This is a genomic window from Variovorax sp. GW821-FHT10C12, from assembly GCF_059415405.1.
Map to the genome: position 1 here is coordinate 1 of NZ_JBWKNE010000009.1, position 14,976 is coordinate 14,976.

The 14,976-nt window shown below is 68.1% G+C and carries 13 protein-coding genes; 10 read left to right on the forward strand and 3 right to left on the reverse strand.

Features of this window, described 5'->3' with window-relative positions:
- Positions 1–100: 100 nt before the first annotated feature.
- The gene (locus tag AC07OH_RS27235; protein WP_495302777.1) at positions 101–3,226 is read right to left on the reverse strand and encodes an efflux RND transporter permease subunit; all 3,126 of its coding nucleotides are present in this window, start codon (positions 3,224–3,226) and stop codon (positions 101–103) included.
- Positions 3,223–4,923, reverse strand: a complete 1,701-nt coding sequence (locus tag AC07OH_RS27240; RefSeq protein WP_495302778.1) for an efflux RND transporter periplasmic adaptor subunit — start codon at positions 4,921–4,923, stop codon at positions 3,223–3,225. The genes AC07OH_RS27235 and AC07OH_RS27240 overlap by 4 nt, the downstream gene beginning before the upstream one ends.
- A gap of 288 nt (positions 4,924–5,211) precedes the next feature.
- On the opposite strand from AC07OH_RS27240, the gene AC07OH_RS27245 reads away from it, so the two are divergent.
- From AC07OH_RS27245 to AC07OH_RS27265, 5 genes are all read left to right on the forward strand, one after another.
- Entirely contained in the window at positions 5,212–5,733 is a 522-nt protein-coding gene (locus AC07OH_RS27245; protein ID WP_495302779.1) for a DUF6622 family protein, read from the forward strand.
- A 42-nt stretch (positions 5,734–5,775) separates the two neighbouring features.
- Positions 5,776–6,741, forward strand: a complete 966-nt coding sequence (locus AC07OH_RS27250; RefSeq protein ID WP_307696171.1) for a sterol desaturase family protein — start codon at positions 5,776–5,778, stop codon at positions 6,739–6,741.
- Entirely contained in the window at positions 6,738–7,043 is a 306-nt protein-coding gene (locus tag AC07OH_RS27255) for a 2TM domain-containing protein (protein WP_492680407.1), read from the forward strand. The genes AC07OH_RS27250 and AC07OH_RS27255 overlap by 4 nt, the downstream gene beginning before the upstream one ends.
- A gap of 71 nt (positions 7,044–7,114) precedes the next feature.
- Complete coding sequence (locus AC07OH_RS27260; RefSeq protein WP_495302914.1) at positions 7,115–8,134, forward strand: sensor histidine kinase; 1,020 nt, start codon at positions 7,115–7,117, stop codon at positions 8,132–8,134.
- A 26-nt stretch (positions 8,135–8,160) separates the two neighbouring features.
- Complete coding sequence (locus AC07OH_RS27265) at positions 8,161–9,000, forward strand: LytR/AlgR family response regulator transcription factor (protein WP_495302780.1); 840 nt, start codon at positions 8,161–8,163, stop codon at positions 8,998–9,000.
- 82 nt (positions 9,001–9,082) lie between these two features.
- Here the strand turns inward: AC07OH_RS27265 and AC07OH_RS27270 are convergent, their stop codons facing one another.
- Positions 9,083–9,445: a hypothetical protein gene (locus tag AC07OH_RS27270; RefSeq protein ID WP_492680433.1), complete on the reverse strand. Its 363-nt coding sequence runs from the start codon at positions 9,443–9,445 to the stop codon at positions 9,083–9,085.
- 137 nt (positions 9,446–9,582) lie between these two features.
- On the opposite strand from AC07OH_RS27270, the gene AC07OH_RS27275 reads away from it, so the two are divergent.
- The 5 genes from AC07OH_RS27275 to AC07OH_RS27295 all read left to right on the forward strand — a co-directional run bounded on the left by AC07OH_RS27275 (position 9,583) and on the right by AC07OH_RS27295 (position 14,926).
- Positions 9,583–11,400: a glutamine--tRNA ligase/YqeY domain fusion protein gene (locus AC07OH_RS27275; protein WP_495302781.1), complete on the forward strand. Its 1,818-nt coding sequence runs from the start codon at positions 9,583–9,585 to the stop codon at positions 11,398–11,400.
- A gap of 138 nt (positions 11,401–11,538) precedes the next feature.
- Positions 11,539–12,504, forward strand: coding sequence for a GSU2403 family nucleotidyltransferase fold protein (locus tag AC07OH_RS27280; protein ID WP_495302782.1), 966 nt, complete (start codon positions 11,539–11,541; stop codon positions 12,502–12,504).
- A complete protein-coding gene (locus AC07OH_RS27285) occupies positions 12,501–13,061 on the forward strand; it encodes a pseudouridine synthase (RefSeq protein ID WP_495302783.1) in 561 nt (186 codons plus the stop codon). The genes AC07OH_RS27280 and AC07OH_RS27285 overlap by 4 nt, the downstream gene beginning before the upstream one ends.
- A 43-nt stretch (positions 13,062–13,104) precedes the next feature.
- A complete protein-coding gene (locus tag AC07OH_RS27290) occupies positions 13,105–14,004 on the forward strand; it encodes a peptidoglycan DD-metalloendopeptidase family protein (protein WP_495302784.1) in 900 nt (299 codons plus the stop codon).
- A gap of 46 nt (positions 14,005–14,050) precedes the next feature.
- The gene (locus AC07OH_RS27295) at positions 14,051–14,926 is read left to right on the forward strand and encodes a hypothetical protein (RefSeq protein WP_495302785.1); all 876 of its coding nucleotides are present in this window, start codon (positions 14,051–14,053) and stop codon (positions 14,924–14,926) included.
- The last annotated feature ends 50 nt before the right edge of the window (positions 14,927–14,976 follow it).

Below are 14,976 nucleotides of genomic sequence, written 5' to 3' on the forward strand. Positions count from 1 at the left end.
TCTTTGCTTACTTTCTTTTGGCGAAGCAAAAGAAAGTGAGTCGCCCGCCGGGGCGAGACCCGGCCTCGGAAAACAAAAGAACAGCAGGAGAACAAACAGATCAAGCCGTCTCCTCCTCAAGCTCCGAAGAAGACCGACGACCACTCCCCCCACCCAACCGATCAAACGCCAAATAGATAACCGGCGTAGTAAACAAAGTCAGCAACTGACTAACGATCAACCCCCCAAAGATCGCCAACCCGAGAGGACGTCGCAATTCAGCCCCATCCCCAAAACTGAACATCAAGGGCACAGCAGCAAACAAAGCCGCCAACGTAGTCATCAAGATCGGCCGAAACCGCAACAACGCAGCCTGATGAATCGCCTCACGCGCCGACTTCCCCTGCGTCCGCTCCGCATCGATAGCAAAGTCGATCATCATGATCGCGTTCTTCTTCACGATGCCGATCAGCAGAATGATCCCGATGATCCCGATCACCCCCAGGTCATTGCCGGTCAGCATCAAGGCCAACAAAGCTCCAACCCCAGCAGAAGGCAACGTAGACAAGATCGTCAACGGATGCACATAGCTCTCGTACAGCACCCCAAGAACGATGTACACACAAACCACCGCCGCCAGAATCAACCACAACTGATTCGACAACGACTTCTCATAAGCCCCAGAAGCCCCCAGAAAAGTCATCGTCACACTGCTAGGCAACCCGATCTCTTTCGCAGCCGCACGAATCGCGGCAACCGAACCACCCAGTGACACCCCCGGCGCCGTATCGAAGTTCAACGTACTCGCCGGATACTGCGCCACGTGCGTGATCTGCAACGGCGCCTGCCGCTCGCTGATCTCCGCAAAGGCCGACAACGGCGTCGCCGTGCCCGACCCCGCAATGAGGTTCAGCTGCCCCAGCGTCTGCGGCGTGTTCACCATGCCGGGCTGCGCTTCCAGGATCACGCGGTACTGGTTCGTCTCGGTGAAGATGGTCGACACGATGCGCTGCCCGAAGGCGCTGTACAGCGCGTCATCCACCGAACTCGCGGTGATCGACAGCCGCGACGCCGTGTCGCGGTTCACGTTCACATACGCCGCCAGCCCCTGCGCACCGGCATCGCTGCTCACGTTGCGCACCTTGTCCGATTCCTGCAGCTTCGCCACGAGCTTCTGCATCCACTCGGTGACGAGCGCGCTGTTCACGCCTTCGAGCGACACGCGGTACTCGGTCGGGCCGGTCTCGGCGTCGATGGTCAGGTCCTGCATGGGCTGCAGGTACAGCGTGAGGCCGGCCACCTGCCGCACACGATCGCGCAGGCGCTCCATCACCTCCTGCTGGTTGTCGTGGCTCTTGGTCAGGTTGATGAGCATGCTGCCGGTGTGCAGCATCGTGTTGTTGGCCGCGTCCACGCCGACGAAGGAACTGAGGTTCTCGACGTCATGGTCTTCAAGAATGGCGCGCGCGGCCTGCTGTTGCAGCTGCGCCATGCGGTCGAAGGACACGTCTTGCGCGGCCTGCACGCGGGCCTGCAGCTGGCCGGTGTCCTGCGTGGGGAACAAGCCCTTGGGAATGGTGAGGTACAGCACCACGGTCAGCACCATGGTGAGCAACGCCACCAGCAGCGTGAGCGGCTGGTGCGCGATCACCCAGTGCAGCGAGCGGTCGTAGCGCACCATCACGCCGTCGAAGAAACGCTGGGCGCGCGCGCCGAAGCCGGTGCCCGATGCGTCTTTCTTCGGCTCGTGCTTGAGCCAGCGCGCCGACATCATCGGCACCAGCGTGAGCGAGACCACGCCCGAGATCAGGATGGTGATCGCCAGCGTCACCGCGAACTCGCGGAACAGACGGCCCACCACGTCGCCCATGAACAGCAGCGGGATCAGCACGGCGATGAGCGACACGGTCAGCGAGATGATCGTGAAGCCGATCTGCGCCGCGCCCTTGAACGCCGCCTGCAATGGCTTCTCGCCCTCCTCGATGTAGCGCGCGATGTTCTCGATCATGACGATCGCGTCGTCCACCACGAAGCCGGTGGCGATGGTCAGCGCCATCAGGCTCAGGTTGTTCAGGCTGTAGCCCAGCAGGTACATCAGGCCGAAGCTGCCGATCAGCGAGATCGGCACGGCAATGCTGGCGATGACGGTGGCGCGCAGGCTGCCCAGGAAGGCGAAGATCACCAGCACCACGAGCACCACGGCCAGCACCAGTTCCATCTCGACGTGCTGCACCGACGAGCGGATGCCGGCGGTGCGGTCGCTCAGCACCTCGATCTGCAGGCCCGCGGGCAGGCCGGCCTGCAGCTCGGGCAGCTGCTTCTTGATGGCGTTGACGGTGGCGATCACGTTGGCGCCGGGCTGGCGCTGCACGTTCAGGATGATGGCGGGCGTGAGCTGTACCTGCCCATCGACCTTGCGCCCGGACCAGGCACCGAGCTGCGCGTTCTCGGCGCTGTTGACCACGCGCGCCACGTCGACCATGCGGATCGGCGCGCCGTTCTTGTAGCTGACGATGAGGTTCTTGTAGTCGTCGACCGTGAGCAGCTGGTCGTTCGAGTTGATGGTGTAGGCGCGCTTGGGGCCGTCGAAGCTGCCCTTGGCGCCGTTGGAGTTCGCCGCGCTGATCGCGGTGCGCAGCGAATCCAGCCCGATGCCGTTGGCCGCCAGCGCCTGCGTGTTGGCCTGGATGCGCACGGCCGGGCGCTGCCCGCCGCTGAGCGACACGAGGCCCACGCCCGAGACCTGGCTGATCTTCTGCGCGAGCCGGGTGTTCACGAGGTTCTGCACCTCGGTGAGCGGCAGCGTGTCGGAGGTGATGGCCAGCGTGAGCACCGGCGCGTCAGCCGGGTTGACCTTGGCATACACCGGCGGCGCGGGCAGGTCGGCCGGCAGCAGCGAGCCGCCGGCGTTGATGGCGGCCTGCACTTCCTGCTCGGCGACGTCGAGCGTCTGGCCCAGCGAGAACTGCAGCGTGATGATCGACACGCCCGCCGCGCTGGTCGAGCTCATGCGGTCCAGGCCCGACATCTGGCCGAACTGGCGCTCCAGCGGCGCGGTGACGGTGTTGCTCATGACCTCGGGGCTGGCCCCGGGGTAGAGCGTCTGGACCTGGATGGTCGGGTAGTCGACCTGCGGCAGCGCCGCCAGCGGCAAAAAGCGGAACGCCACCAGGCCGGCCAGCACGATGGCCAGCATCAGCAGCGAGGTGGCGACCGGCCGCAGGATGAACGGGCGCGAGGGGCTCATGGACTGCGCCGTCCCTCACCACCGCGTTCGCCGCCGCCGCCACCGGCGCCGCCGCGCTCGGCCATGCGCTGCCAGCGCTCCAGTGCGGCCGGCTCGCCGCGGTCGAGGGCTTCGAGGAAACGCTTGCGGCGTTCGAGCTGTTCGGGATCGTCCTTGGCCGCATCGAGCATGCGCTGGCGCTGTTCGGCGGTGGGGAGCTTGGCGGGTGTGGCTGCAGGTGCAGGGGCTGCTGCAGGTGTAGGCGTTGCTGCCGCTGGCGCTGCAGCTGGCGCAGCCGTTCCGGCGGCGGGTGCGGCCGGTGCCTGCGATGGCGAAGCCGGCGCCGCCGCTTCGGCCGGACGGGCTCCGCCGCCTTGCGCGCCACCGGCGCCGCCGGCGCCTTCCTGCCGACGTCCTCCGCGCCGTCCGCCTGGCGCTGCCGCCCCGGAGGCCGCACCGGCCGGCCGGTCGACCGTGGTCTGCACGCGCGCGCCGTCCTTCAGGCGGTCGCCGCCTTCGGTCACCACGGTTTCGCCGGGCTGCAGGCCCTTGGTGATCGAGGCGAAATCGACGCTCGATTCGCCGCGCGTCACCGGCCGCTGCGAGGCCGTGTTCTCCGCCGTCACCACGTACACGTAGTCGCCGTTCGGGCCGTGGCGCAGCGCGGTGACCGGCACCACCACCGCGCTGCTCACGGTGCGCAGCAGCAGCCGCAGGTTGACGAACTGGTTCGGGAACAGTGCGCCGTCGGCGTTGGTGAAGCGCGCCTTGGCCTTCACGGTGCCGGTCTGCGTGTCGACCATGTTGTCGAGCGTGGAGAAGCTGCCGTCGGCCAGCCGGCGCGTGCGCGTGCGGTCGAAGGCGGTGGTGGCGAGCGTGGCGCCCTGGCCCAGCCGCTCCTGCACCTCGGGCACGCGGTCTTGCGGAATGGCGAACTCGACGTCGATGGGCGCGATCTGCGTGATGGTGGCCACGCCGCCCGTGCTGCCGGTCGAGATGTAGTTGCCCGCGTCCACCGGCCGCAGGCCGATGCGCCCGCTCACCGGCGCCGTGATGCGGCTCCAGGCCAGGTTGAGCTTGGCGGTGTTTTCGTTGGCGCGGTCGATGGCCACGGTGCCTTCAAGCTGCTTGACCAATGCGGCCTGGGTGTCGACGTCCTGGCGGGCGATGGAGTCCTGCCCGAGCAGCGTCTGGTAGCGCTGCAGCGTGACGCGCGCCGCGGCCAGTTGGGCCTCGTCGCGCTGGCGGGCACCGGCGGCCTGCGCCAGCGCGTTCTCGAAGGGCTGCGGGTCGATGGTGGCGAGCACGTCGCCCTTCTTGACCATCTGGCCCTCCTTGAACAGCACGGCCGTGAGCACGCCCGACACCTGCGGCTGCACGGTCACGTTGGCCAGCGGCGTGACCGTGCCCAGCGCTTCGAGCTGCACCGGAATGTCGGCCTGCCGCGCGACGGCGGTGCCGACGGTGCTGGAGGCCGGGCCGCCGCCACCCGCACGCCCGCCCGGACCACCGCCGCCGGGGCGGCCCGCGCCCTGGCCCGGTCCGCCCGCGCCGGGCGCCGGTGATTTGGAACGCTGGATCAGGTACCAGGCACCGCCCCCGAGCGCCACGAGCAGCAGCAGGGCCATCAGGCTCCCGACCCAGCGGCGCCGGCGCGCCGGAGGATGGGTCGGCGACACGACGGGTGGCAGGGGTTCGGGGGGCGTTTGGGAATCCATGGGCGGTGCGTGCGAAGGGGTGCGAAAAGGCGGCCTGAAGGGAGGCGGCCTAGAGTACAGCGCGAAATATCACTCCCGCAGTTTTCCGTGCCGTAAAGCGACGGTAAAGCTCCCGTTTGCGTGGCACCCCGCCATCGCCGCGCCCGCCATTCGCGCCGGCGACCGGCACTTCACGCCGCCCACCCGCATTTCGTCGCATGGCCGTGGCGGGGGCCAGGCGGCATCGGCACAGTCCGCTCCATCGATTCCCTGCCCCCTTTGTCTTCTTCCAACCGAACGGAGCCTCTCATGCTGATGCAAATCCTTCTTCACACCCCGAAGTGGGTGTTCGCCGTGTTCGTCCTGCTGGCCTGGCTCGGTGGCCGGCAGCTGGTGGCCAACCGCATCGGCCTGAACCGCGTGCTGGTGATGCCGGTCGCCATGGCCGGCCTGTCGTTCTGGGGCGTGGTGTCGGTGTCCGGCGAGTCGGCCGGCGCCCTGATCGGTTGGGCCGTGGCCGCGCTGCTGCTCATGGTGCTGGTGCTGCGCCGTCCGCTGCCGCCGACCACGCGCTACGACGCCGCGGCGCGCCAGTTCGAGGTGGCCGGCACCGCCGTGCCGCTGATGCTCATGATGGGCATCTTCCTCACCAAGTACGTGGTGGGCGTGTCGCTGGCCATGCACCCCGAACTGCGCCACCACGTGGCCTTCGCCCTGGGCGTGCCGGCGCTGTACGGCGCCTTCAGCGGCGTCTTCGCGGCCCGCGCCGCACGGCTGTGGCGGCTGGCCGCCGCGTCGGGTGCGATGGTCAGCGGCGCCCGCGCGGCCTAAGATTCCGGCACCCCCGACCGCCCTTCGCCGCCAGGAACCGCCATGACCGTGCTCGTGTTGATCCTCAAGATTTCCATCTCGGTGGTGCTGCTTGCCTCGCTGGCCGAAGCGCTGGTGCTGTCGTGGCGCAACGGCTGGCGCAGCTACGACTGGAAGGCGGCGGGCATCTCGGTGTTCGACTTCCTGGTGCGCGAATACCCGCTGCGCTGGCTGCTGCCGCTGGCCTTCTGGGTCGGCGCCATGGACTGGCTCTACGCCCACCGGCTCTTCACGCTGCCGATGGACCACTGGACCGGCTGGCTCGCCTGCTTCGTCGGCCAGGAGTTCTGCTACTACTGGTACCACCGCGCCGCGCACCGCGTGCGCTGGTTCTGGTGCACCCACGCCGTGCACCACTCGCCGAACCAGCTGAACCTGTCGGCCGCCTACCGCTTCGGCTGGACCGGCCGGCTCACCGGCACGCTGGCTTTCTTCCTGCTGGCGCCGCTTCTGGGCATGCCGCCGCGGATCATTTTGCTGATGCTCACGCTGAACCTGCTCTACCAGTTCTGGATTCACGCGACCTGGATTCCGAAGCTCGGCCCGCTCGAATGGGTGCTCAACACGCCCTCGGCCCACCGCGTGCACCACGCTTCGAACCTGGAGTACCTGGACGGCAACTACGGCGGCGTGCTGATCGTGTTCGACCGCCTGTTCGGCACCTACATCCCCGAGCGCGCCGACCTGCCCTGCCGTTACGGACTGGTGAAGCCGATCACCTCGTACAACCTGTTCGAGATCGAGTTCAGCCAATGGCGCGACCTGTGGCGCGACCTGCGCTCGGCGCGTTCGCTGCGCGCCTTCGTCGGCTACCTCGTGAAGCCGCCGGGCTGGCGGGCGGACGGGCCGGGCGAAACCACCGAGGAGTTGCGCCAGCGCGCGGCACTGCCACCTTCACCGTCGATGCCGGCATCGGCTGCCAGCGACTTCGTTCCCCTTTCACCTGTCTCTCTCAAGGAGCTGTCATGACCCCCATGTCCTCTTCCTCCTCTTCTTCTTCGTCCGCCGACATCGAGCGGCGCGCCCGCCGCCGCGCCGGCGCCAAGATGGGCTGGTTCATCCATGCCTTCGTCTACGTGGTCGTCAACGTCGGGCTGGTGGGGCTGGCCGCCTCGCGCGGCCACAACTGGGCCGTGTACCCGCTCATGGGCTGGGGCCTGGGCCTGCTGATCCACGGCGCCGTGGTCTGGCTCATCGCGCCCGGCGGCGGCCTGTACGACCGGCTGCTGGAACGCGAACGCCGCGCGCTGGGCGGCGAGGACCGCCGGTGAGCCTGGGCCTGTCGCTGTCGCCCCTTGCCGCCGGGCTCAGTGCCCGGTTCAGCACCACCAACCTCCAGTCCATGCTGCGGCATGGACTGATCACCGCGGTCTTCAACTGCATGATCGCCAGCGCACTGACCATCGCCGGCGGCGGCAGCTGGGCCGCCCACATGGTCTATTCGCTGGCGATCGGCACCGCGAGCTGGCTGTTCATCGATGGCGGTCGGCTCCTCATCACCGGACACCGCGACGCCCTCTGGCCGAAATGGCCGTGGGGCCCGCTGCTGGTCGTGGTGGGCGTGACCTTCGGCTTCCTCACCGGCAACCTCATCGGCGACGCCTGGAGCGGCGCGCCCGCCTTCGACTTTCTCGACCTGCGGGGCCACAAGCTGGCCACGGGCGTCACCATCACCATCATCGCGGGGGCCGGCATCTGCTTCCTCTTCTACAGCCTCGGCAAGAGCAAGTACATGCAGAGCCAGATCGAACTGGCCCAGCGCAATGCCACCGAGGCGCGCCTCAAGCTGCTCGAAACCCAGCTCGAGCCGCACATGCTCTTCAACACGCTGGCCAACCTGCGCGTGCTGATCACCGTCGATCCGCCGCGCGCCGTGGCCATGCTCGACCGGCTCAACAGTTATTTGCGCATGACGCTCAGCGGCTCGCGCGCGCTGTCGCATCCGCTGTCGGCCGAGTTCGACCGGCTGGGCGACTACCTCGAACTGATGTCGGTGCGCATGGGCGAGCGCCTGCGCTACACGCTCGACCTGCCCGACGACCTGCGCGACACGCCGGTGCCGCCGCTGCTGCTGCAGCCGCTGGTCGAGAACAGCATCCGCCACGGGCTCGAGCCCCAGGTCGAAGGCGGCGAGATCGCCGTGCGTGCGCGCCGTGAGGCTGGTCAGTTGGTCATCGAGGTGAGCGACACCGGCGTCGGACTCGATGCGACGCAGCAGCCCTCGGAAGGTGGCGGCTTCGGGCTCGAACAGGTGCGCGAGCGGCTGGCCACCGTGTACGGTGAGCAAGGCCGCCTGAGCCTGGCCCCCGCGCCGACGGGCGGCGGGACGCGCGTCACCCTGAACCTTCCCCTGCCCGCCTGAACAGGCCCCACGACGACAAGAAGACGATGCCCCTCACCGCCCTCATCGCCGAAGACGAACCCCTGCTGGCCCAGGCCCTGCAGGCCGAACTGGCCGCCGCCTGGCCCGAGCTGCGCGTGGTCGCCACCGCCCGCGACGGCCGCAGCGCCGTGCGCGAGGCGCTGCGGCTGCTGCCGCAGGTGCTGTTCTTCGACATCCGCATGCCCGGCCTCGACGGCCTGGGCGCCGCCGCCGAGCTGGCCGACAGCTGGCCCACCGACGAAGCGCCGATGCCGCAGCTGGTGTTCGTGACCGCCTACGACGAGTACGCCGCGCGCGCCTTCGAGGCCGAGGCCATCGACTACGTGCTCAAGCCCGTGCAGCCCGAACGCCTGCGCAAGACCGTGGCGCGGCTGCGGCAGGCGCTGGCGGCGGCGGCGCCGTCGATGACGCCACCCGTCCCGCCTGACGAGGCGCTGGAGCGCACGCTCGCCCAGTGGCGCCAGGTGCTGGGCGCCGCCGGCGGTGCTTCGTCGGCATCGTCGCCGTCAGCAGCGCCGCTGCGCATGATTGCCGCGAGCGATGCCGGCGGCGCCACCGTGCGCATGGTGCCGATCGACGAGGTGCTGTATTTCGAGGCCGCCGACAAATACCTGCGCGTGCTCACCGCCACGCAGGAATACCTGATCCGCACGCCCCTGAAGCAGCTGCTGCCCCAGCTCGATGCCGACACCTTCTGGCAGGTGCACCGGGCGGTGGTGGTGCGCAGCGCGGCCATCGAGGCGGTGCACCGCGACGAGGCCGGCAAGCTGCACCTGGCGCTGCGCGGGCGGGCCGAGAAGATCCCGGTCAGCCGGCTCTACGCCCACCTGTTTCGCGCCATGTGAAATCTGCGGATCGAGCGCCCAGCAAAAAAGCCGGCCTTTTCGGGGCCGGCTTTTTTCATTCAGTCACGAATGGCGTTGTAAATCAGCGCCAGTGGCCGTGCCCATGGCCGTGACCGCGGTAGTAGCCGCGACCGTAGTAGCGCGGGCCGTAATAGACCGGCGGCGGCGGTGCGTAGTACACCGGGGCCGGGCGGTAATACACCGGCGGCGGCGGACGGTAGTAGACCGGGGGCGGCGGCGCGTAATACACCGGGGCCGGCGGTGCATAGACCGGGGCCGGGTAGTAGGCGGGTGCGCCCACGCCGACGGCCACGCCGGGCACGCCGACGCCGATCGACCAGCTCACGTCGCTGCGCGCGCTGGCCGAGGTGGCGGCAAACAGCGCACCGAAGGCCACCGCACCGGCGGCGGCCCATTTGAAGAAGGTAGAACGTGTGACGCTCATGATGTGGAACTCCTTGTTGAGGGGGCGTTGTGGGCCCATGTGTGTATTGAACGCCCCAAATGCAAACCGCGTGGACGCTGCATTGTGAAGAGCGTTGCCAAAAGTAACCCCTGCAGGCCCCCCTCTAGAATGACGCGATGACCTCCCCGACCGACAAAAGCGGCACCAAAACGACCGCTGCACCGAGCAATTTCCTGCGCCATGTGATCGAGAACGACCTCGCACAGGGTGCCTACGCAGGCCGCACCTGGGGCGGTTCCCCGGGCGACGCCGCCCACCACGCCCAAGGCATGCCCGACCCCGCCAAGGTCCGCATGCGCTTTCCGCCCGAGCCCAACGGCTACCTGCACATCGGCCACGCCAAGAGCATCTGGCTGAATTTCCAGCTGGCCAAGGAATACGGCGGCGTGTGCCACCTGCGCTTCGACGACACCAACCCCGAGAAGGAAGAGCAGGAGTACGTCGATTCCATCCGCGACGCCGTGAAGTGGCTCGGCTACGAAACCTACCTGGCCGACCGCCCCAGCGCGCCCGGCACGCTGCAGGAACACGAGTACTTCGCCAGCAACTACTTCGACTTCATGTACGAAGCCGCCGAGTACCTGATCGGCGCCGGCCTGGCCTATGTCGACGAGCAGACGCCTGATGAAATGCGCGCCAACCGTGGCGACTTCAACACGCCCGGCACCGACAGCCGCTTTCGCAGCCGCACACCCGACGAAAACCTGGCGCGCTTTCGCGAGATGCGCGACGGCAAGCTCGCCGATGGCGCCGCCATCCTGCGCGCCAAGATCGACATGGCGAGCCCCAACATCAACATGCGCGACCCCGCGCTGTACCGCATCCGCCGGGCCACCCACCACAACACGGGCGACAAGTGGTGCATCTACCCGATGTACACCTACGCGCACCCGATCGAAGACGCGCTGGAGCAGATCACCCACTCCATCTGCACGCTCGAATTCGAAGACCAGCGCCCCTTCTACGACTGGCTGCTCGACCGCCTCGCCGAAGGCGGCCTCGTCGCCAGCCCGCACCCGCGCCAGTACGAGTTCGCGCGCCTGAACGTGACCCACGTGATGACCAGCAAGCGCAAGCTGCGCCAGCTCGTCGAAGAAAAGCACGTCGACGGCTGGGACGACCCGCGCATGCCCACCATCGCCGGCCTGCGCCGCCGCGGCTACACGCCCGCCGCGCTGCAGCTGTTCTGCGAACGCAGCGGCACCACCAAGTCGGGCGGCTGGATCGAGTACGCCAGCCTGGAGGCCGCGCTGCGCGACACCCTCGACCCCATCGCGCCGCGCGCCATGGCCGTGCTCGACCCGGTGAAGCTCGTCATCACCAACTGGGGTGAGCTGATGGGCGGCGACGATGTGCTCGACGACTGCTCCGCGCCCGTGCACCCGCACCACCCCGAGATGGGCAAGCGCGAATTCAAGCTCGGCCGCGAGGTCTGGATCGAGCGCACCGACTACGAAGACGTGCAGCCCAAGGGCTTCTTCCGCCTCTTCCCCGGTAACAAGGTGCGCCTCAAGTACGGCCACGTCATCGAATGCACCGGCGCCACGCGCGACGCCGACGGCAAGCTCCTCGAAGTGCAGGCCACGCTGGTGCCCGACACCAAGAGCGGCACGCCCGGCGCGGACGCGATCAAGGTCAAGGGCAACATCACCTGGGTCGCCGCAGCCGATGCCGTGCAGGCCGAGGTGCGGCTGTACGAGCGCCTGTTCGCCGAAGCCAATCCCGGCAGCGGCGAGCTGCTGGACGAGCTGAACAAGCACAGCCTCGAGGTGTGCACGGCCTTCGTCGAGCCGTCGCTGGCGAAGGCCGAGCCGGGCGTGGGCATCCAGTTCGAGCGGCATGGCTACTTCGTGCGCGACACGAAGGGCGCCGCCGCCGGCGGACAGGTGGTGTTCAACCGCGCGGCGGGGATGCGAGACAGCTGGGCCAAGTAAGCCCACTGGTCGCGTTCTCCTGCGAAGCCGGGGCCGTTGTGGCTCCGGCTTTTTTCATGCTTCGCAGGTTTACATAAGTTATTGATTTGAAATAATTTTCCGTATAAATTAAGACTCTTTGTTTTTATACGGAAAGTCATGGACTTCCAGGACATCGGCGACGACGCCCGGCGCCAGTACATTGATGCCAGAGCCACGTTCGAGGCCCTCGAAGCGGCGGAAGTGCAAGCCGCGGGCGTGCGCGGTGGCATGTACTGGAAGACGGTGAACGGCGTCGAATACCTCGTGCGCACCAGCACCCGCAACGCACAAAAAAGCCTCGGGGCACGGAGCCCCGAGACCGAGGCCATCCACGCAAGCTTCATCCACAGAAAGGAAGAAGCCGAGGGACGCGTCAAGGATCTCGGCGAGGCACTCGCCCGCCATCAGCGCATGAACCGGGCGCTGTTCGTCGGCCGCGTGCCGACCATCGTCATCGACATCCTCGACATGCTCCAGCGCGCGGACATCGCGGAGCACTTCACCGTGGTGGGCACGCACGCGCTCTACGCCTACGAAGCAGCAGCGGGCGTGCGCCTGCAGAGTGCCGCCGTGGCCACGCGCGATGTCGACCTGCTCTGGGACACGCGCAAGCGTTTTCGCTTGGCAACGCAGCTCAAGCGGCTCGATTCGTCCATGTTGGCATTGCTGCGCAAGGTCGACAAGACCTTCGCCTTGATCGCCGATCAACGCTACACGGCGGTCAACAGCAAGGGCTTCGAGGTCGACATCCTGCGTCGCGAAGCGCAAGAGCAAGACCCCCACCCGGCGCAGCTCAGCGACGCTGAAGATGACTTCTGGGCCGTGCAAGCCCACAACGCAGAACAGTTGGTGAGCGCCCCGCGCTTCTCGGCCGTCGTGGTCGGCACCACCGGACACATGGCGCGCATGAACACCGTGTATCCACTCGCCTTCGTGCGCTTCAAGCGGTGGCTGGCCCAGCGACCCGATCGCGATCCACTCAAGTCTGGACGCGACAGCTTGCAAGCGGACACCGTGGAAGAACTGGTGCGAGACTATCTGCCGCAGCTGGCCGATGCGCCACGCGATGCCACCCGCCCATGAATCTGCCAACCGACTCCCGCCTCATCCGCTTCAACAAACCCTACGGCGTCCTGAGCCAGTTCACGCCCGAGGGCCGCTGGCGCGGGCTGAAGGACTTCATCGACCTGCCCGGTGTCTACGTCGCCGGCCGCCTCGATGCCGACAGCGAAGGCCTGCTGCTGCTCACCGACGACGGCAAGCTCCAGGCGCGCATCGCCGATCCGCGCTTCAAGATGGAGAAGACCTACTGGGTGCAGGTCGAGGGCGTGCCGACCGACGAAGCGCTGGCGGCGCTGCGCAACGGCGTGCAGCTCAATGACGGCCCCACGCGCCCCGCACGGGCGCGCCGGCTCGATCCACCGCCCGACGTGTGGCACCGCGAGCCCCCCATCCGCGAGCGCAAGCTCATTCCCACCGCGTGGCTGGAGCTGGCGATCAGCGAAGGCCGCAACCGCCAGGTGCGGCGCATGACGGCGGCCGTGGGGCTGCCGACGCTGCGCCTCATCCGCGCCGCCATCGGGCCCTACACGCTCGACGGGCTCGCGCCCGGAACCTGGCGGGAACAGAGCGGCGGCTGAGCCGCCGCACCACTAACTCTTCATTCGAATCCTGTCCATGCACATGAACCTTCCTCTCTCCGATCTCCCTGCTGCCGCATTGAACCGCCGCAGCGCCGTGCTCGGCGCCCTCGGCCTGCTGGCGCTGCCCGCCGGCGCCGCGGCCCCGGCCAAGAAGAACAACAACAAGCCGCAGGCGCCCGATGTCTGGCCACGCGCCTTGCTGGTGCCCGGCGGCGTCGCCCGCCTGTCGCTCGGCCCCGCGGCCACGCGTCCCAAGGCCTTCGCTGGTGATGTGCCAGTGCTGGTGCTCGGCGATCCGATCGAATGGACCGCGCTGGTCGGCATTCCGCTCGCCACCGCACCCGGCGAAGCCAGCATCAGCGTGCGCGCCGAGGGCAAGCCCGAACGCCAGATCGCCTACACCGTGGCTGCGAAGCAGTACCGCGAACAGCGCCTGACGGTGGCGCCGCGCACGGTCGACCTGTCGCCCGAGGACGAGGCCCGCTACGTCAAGGAACGCGATCACCTGACCAGCGTGATGGCCACCCTCACCGACCTGCGCCCTGACACCGCGCTGCAGATGCGCGTGCCCGTGCCGGGCCGCCGTTCCAGCTCGTTCGGCCTGCGCCGCGTGTTCAACGGCCAGTCGCGCAATCCGCACAGCGGCATGGACATCGCGGCCGGCACCGGCACGCCCGTGCGCGCGCCGCTGGCCGGCAAGGTGATCGACACCGGCGACTACTTCTTCAACGGCGGCACCGTCTGGGTCGACCACGGCGGCGGTCTGCTGACGATGTACTGCCACCTGAGCCGCTGGGATGTGAAAGTGGGCGACGTGCTCAAGGTCGGCGACCAGCTGGCCGCGGTGGGAGCGACGGGGCGGGTGACCGGGCCGCACCTGCATTGGGGGGTGATGCTGAACCGGACGATGGTGGACCCGGCGTTGTTCGTTGCGGGTTGAGTCGCGCGCAGGAACAAGCCCTCACCGCCCTCGGGAATCTCGGCGCATGACGACCCGAACCAAGTCCTTTCTCATCTGGCTCGCCGTTGTCCCCGTGCTCACGGGCCTGTGTCTCATCGGCCTGAGCCTGTTGCCGCTGTGGTTCGCGTACCTCCTGCCCTATGCGATCGGGGCGGCCGTGCTGGTCGTCCTCGTGGCGGTCTTGGCCGCAGGCGGCGCGACCCGGACCCTCGGTGCGAGCGTTGCGGGGCTCGCTGGAGGCGTCGTGCTGGTGATCGTTGCCTTCAGCATCGCCGACGCCGCACGTCGGGCGGATCGGGACGCTTCGTACAAGGAATTCCGGGCGTTCAGCCAGACCGTGGCGCGCGGCGACCGGAAGGCCACGGCGTCGGCGCTCGGTGACCTGCGGCACTTCACGCCGGCCGAAGCGCTCTGCGTCCTGGGCGCCGACAGCGGGAGCGGCGGCTCGGGATATCTGATGCCCGAAGGGCCGGACACGCAGCGCACCCGCATGGGGCAGCGCTACTTCATCTCGACGCCGCGACTTTTCGAGGTGGCCGAGATCCTCGTTTCGACACAGCCGTCCCAACGCGAAACGCAAGTGGCCCTGTCCCAGATGCTGCAGGCCTTGTACTGGCGCGACGACCCGGCGGCATTCCCGCGCTGGGAACAACTCTGGCTACGCACAAAGGCCGCCACGGGCGGCACCGCCGGCTGGCACTTCGACGGTGCCCGTTTGAAGCGACCACCCGCGCAGTGCGCAGGGGACGACGACTCACACCTGGCCGGCTTGGTCAAGGAGATCAACAAGCCGCCCGAAACACCGGAAGAAGCGCGTGCCCCCGAGTCCGGCAGCTCGCAGGCGCGGCAAGCCGCGGACAACGCGCTGCGAGATGCACAGAGCAACGCGGTCGCACGGTGAAGACCCGGGCGCCCGCCCCCGGCTTATAAAGAGATCTTTCGAGGAGCGAG

What these genes read in the sequence shown, in the direction of transcription:
- AC07OH_RS27280 (WP_495302782.1), top strand. Translation starts at nt 11,539, where the DNA reads ATGGACTTCCAGGACATCGGCGACGACGCCCGGCGCCAGTACATTGAT.
- AC07OH_RS27295 (WP_495302785.1), top strand. Translation starts at nt 14,051, where the DNA reads ATGACGACCCGAACCAAGTCCTTTCTCATCTGGCTCGCCGTTGTCCCC.
- AC07OH_RS27290 (WP_495302784.1), top strand. Translation starts at nt 13,105, where the DNA reads ATGAACCTTCCTCTCTCCGATCTCCCTGCTGCCGCATTGAACCGCCGC.
- AC07OH_RS27250 (WP_307696171.1), top strand. Translation starts at nt 5,776, where the DNA reads ATGACCGTGCTCGTGTTGATCCTCAAGATTTCCATCTCGGTGGTGCTG.
- AC07OH_RS27260 (WP_495302914.1), top strand. Translation starts at nt 7,115, where the DNA reads ATGCTGCGGCATGGACTGATCACCGCGGTCTTCAACTGCATGATCGCC.
- AC07OH_RS27265 (WP_495302780.1), top strand. Translation starts at nt 8,161, where the DNA reads ATGCCCCTCACCGCCCTCATCGCCGAAGACGAACCCCTGCTGGCCCAG.
- AC07OH_RS27255 (WP_492680407.1), top strand. Translation starts at nt 6,738, where the DNA reads ATGACCCCCATGTCCTCTTCCTCCTCTTCTTCTTCGTCCGCCGACATC.
- AC07OH_RS27245 (WP_495302779.1), top strand. Translation starts at nt 5,212, where the DNA reads ATGCTGATGCAAATCCTTCTTCACACCCCGAAGTGGGTGTTCGCCGTG.
- AC07OH_RS27240 (WP_495302778.1), bottom strand. Translation starts at nt 4,923, where the DNA reads ATGGATTCCCAAACGCCCCCCGAACCCCTGCCACCCGTCGTGTCGCCG.
- AC07OH_RS27275 (WP_495302781.1), top strand. Translation starts at nt 9,583, where the DNA reads ATGACCTCCCCGACCGACAAAAGCGGCACCAAAACGACCGCTGCACCG.
- AC07OH_RS27270 (WP_492680433.1), bottom strand. Translation starts at nt 9,445, where the DNA reads ATGAGCGTCACACGTTCTACCTTCTTCAAATGGGCCGCCGCCGGTGCG.
- AC07OH_RS27235 (WP_495302777.1), bottom strand. Translation starts at nt 3,226, where the DNA reads ATGAGCCCCTCGCGCCCGTTCATCCTGCGGCCGGTCGCCACCTCGCTG.
- AC07OH_RS27285 (WP_495302783.1), top strand. Translation starts at nt 12,501, where the DNA reads ATGAATCTGCCAACCGACTCCCGCCTCATCCGCTTCAACAAACCCTAC.